The organism is Sinomonas humi (assembly GCF_000802235.1).
GTDB classification, from domain to species: domain Bacteria; phylum Actinomycetota; class Actinomycetes; order Actinomycetales; family Micrococcaceae; genus Sinomonas; species Sinomonas humi.
The window spans coordinates 1-1,167 of sequence record NZ_JTDL01000121.1; the positions used below are offsets into that span (position 1 = coordinate 1).

A 1,167-nucleotide genomic window follows, 5' to 3' on the forward strand; every position below is an offset into this window, starting at 1 on the left:
GATTGTGGACGCGCGCAACGTGTTTTCGGGTGATCGGTGGAATTCGGCAGGCTGGGAATTTGCAGCGCTCGGCCACCAGCACGCCCGGGTGATCGTGGACCAGGCCCGGACCCTGCCGCCCGGGGACGCGGCCGGGTTCGCCCGCCGGGGCCTGGACCGGGCGGTGACCCGCACGGGCAGGCGCCGGACCCCGGCGGAGCTGCGCTCGGCCCTGCGGCGGCTGCGGGAGCGGGAGCATCCGGAGAGCATCGGGTCCCGGAAGGAGGCCGCGGGCCGGGACCGGGGCGTGTGGTTCGCCCCCGAGCCGGACGGGATGTGCACCCTGACCGCGTTCCTGCCCGCCGAGGCAGGCCTGGCCCTCTACCAGGGCCTCGACGCCGACGCCCGCACCGCCCGCAGCCACCTCACCCCAACCCCCGGCAAACCCGCCGGCAATCCCCCCGGCGGCGGCCCCGGCGATGCCGGCGGCCGTGGCGGGGGACCGGCGGGCGCCGGCGATGCCGGCGATGCCGGCGGCGGTTGCGGTCCCGGCGATGCCGTGGGCGGCGGCGCCGGGGCGGCGGGGTCCTGGGCGTCCGTTGCGGCGGCGGAGGAACGGACCCTGTCCCAGCTGCGCGCCGACGCGCTCGTGCACCGGCTCCTGGGCGTCCCGGACGAGGCCTTCCCCGGCCCCTTCCGCCCCCACATCACCCTCACCATCCCCGTCCGCACCCTCCTGCCACCCCACAGCAGCCACGCCGGCGGCCCGGCCCCCGACGACGCGACGGGCTGCGACGCTCTCGGCGGCGACCTCACCGAAGGGGACGCGCCCCAGGGCCCCCAAGGACCTGCGGGCCCGGAGGGGCCCGCGGGGTCGGGTTCCGTGGGGTCGGGGCCCGCGGAGCTGGAGGGCTACGGTCCGATCGACGCGGCCACGGCCCGCCGGCTCGCGGCCCTGGCCCCGAACTGGGACCGGCTCTTCACCGACTGGGACACCGGGGCCGCGCTCGGGGTCGGGCGCACCGCCTACCGCCCGCCCCAGGCCCTGCGCCGCTACCTCGCCCACCGCGACGGCGGCTGCAGGTTCCCCGGCTGCACCCGCCCCGCCCACGCCTGCGAACCCGACCACACCACCGAATGGCAGGACGGAGGCACCACCGACCCCCACAACCTCGCCAGTCGTTAAAC

At 78.0% G+C, this 1,167-nt stretch carries 1 protein-coding gene; it reads left to right on the plus strand.

Going from position 1 to position 1,167, the window contains the following annotated elements; genetic code table 11:
• Nucleotides 1-1,165: HNH endonuclease signature motif containing protein (locus LK10_RS22640; RefSeq protein WP_043124059.1), on the plus strand; the 1,165-nt coding region annotated here is incomplete at its 5' end.
• Nucleotides 1,166-1,167: the final 2 nt, after the last annotated feature.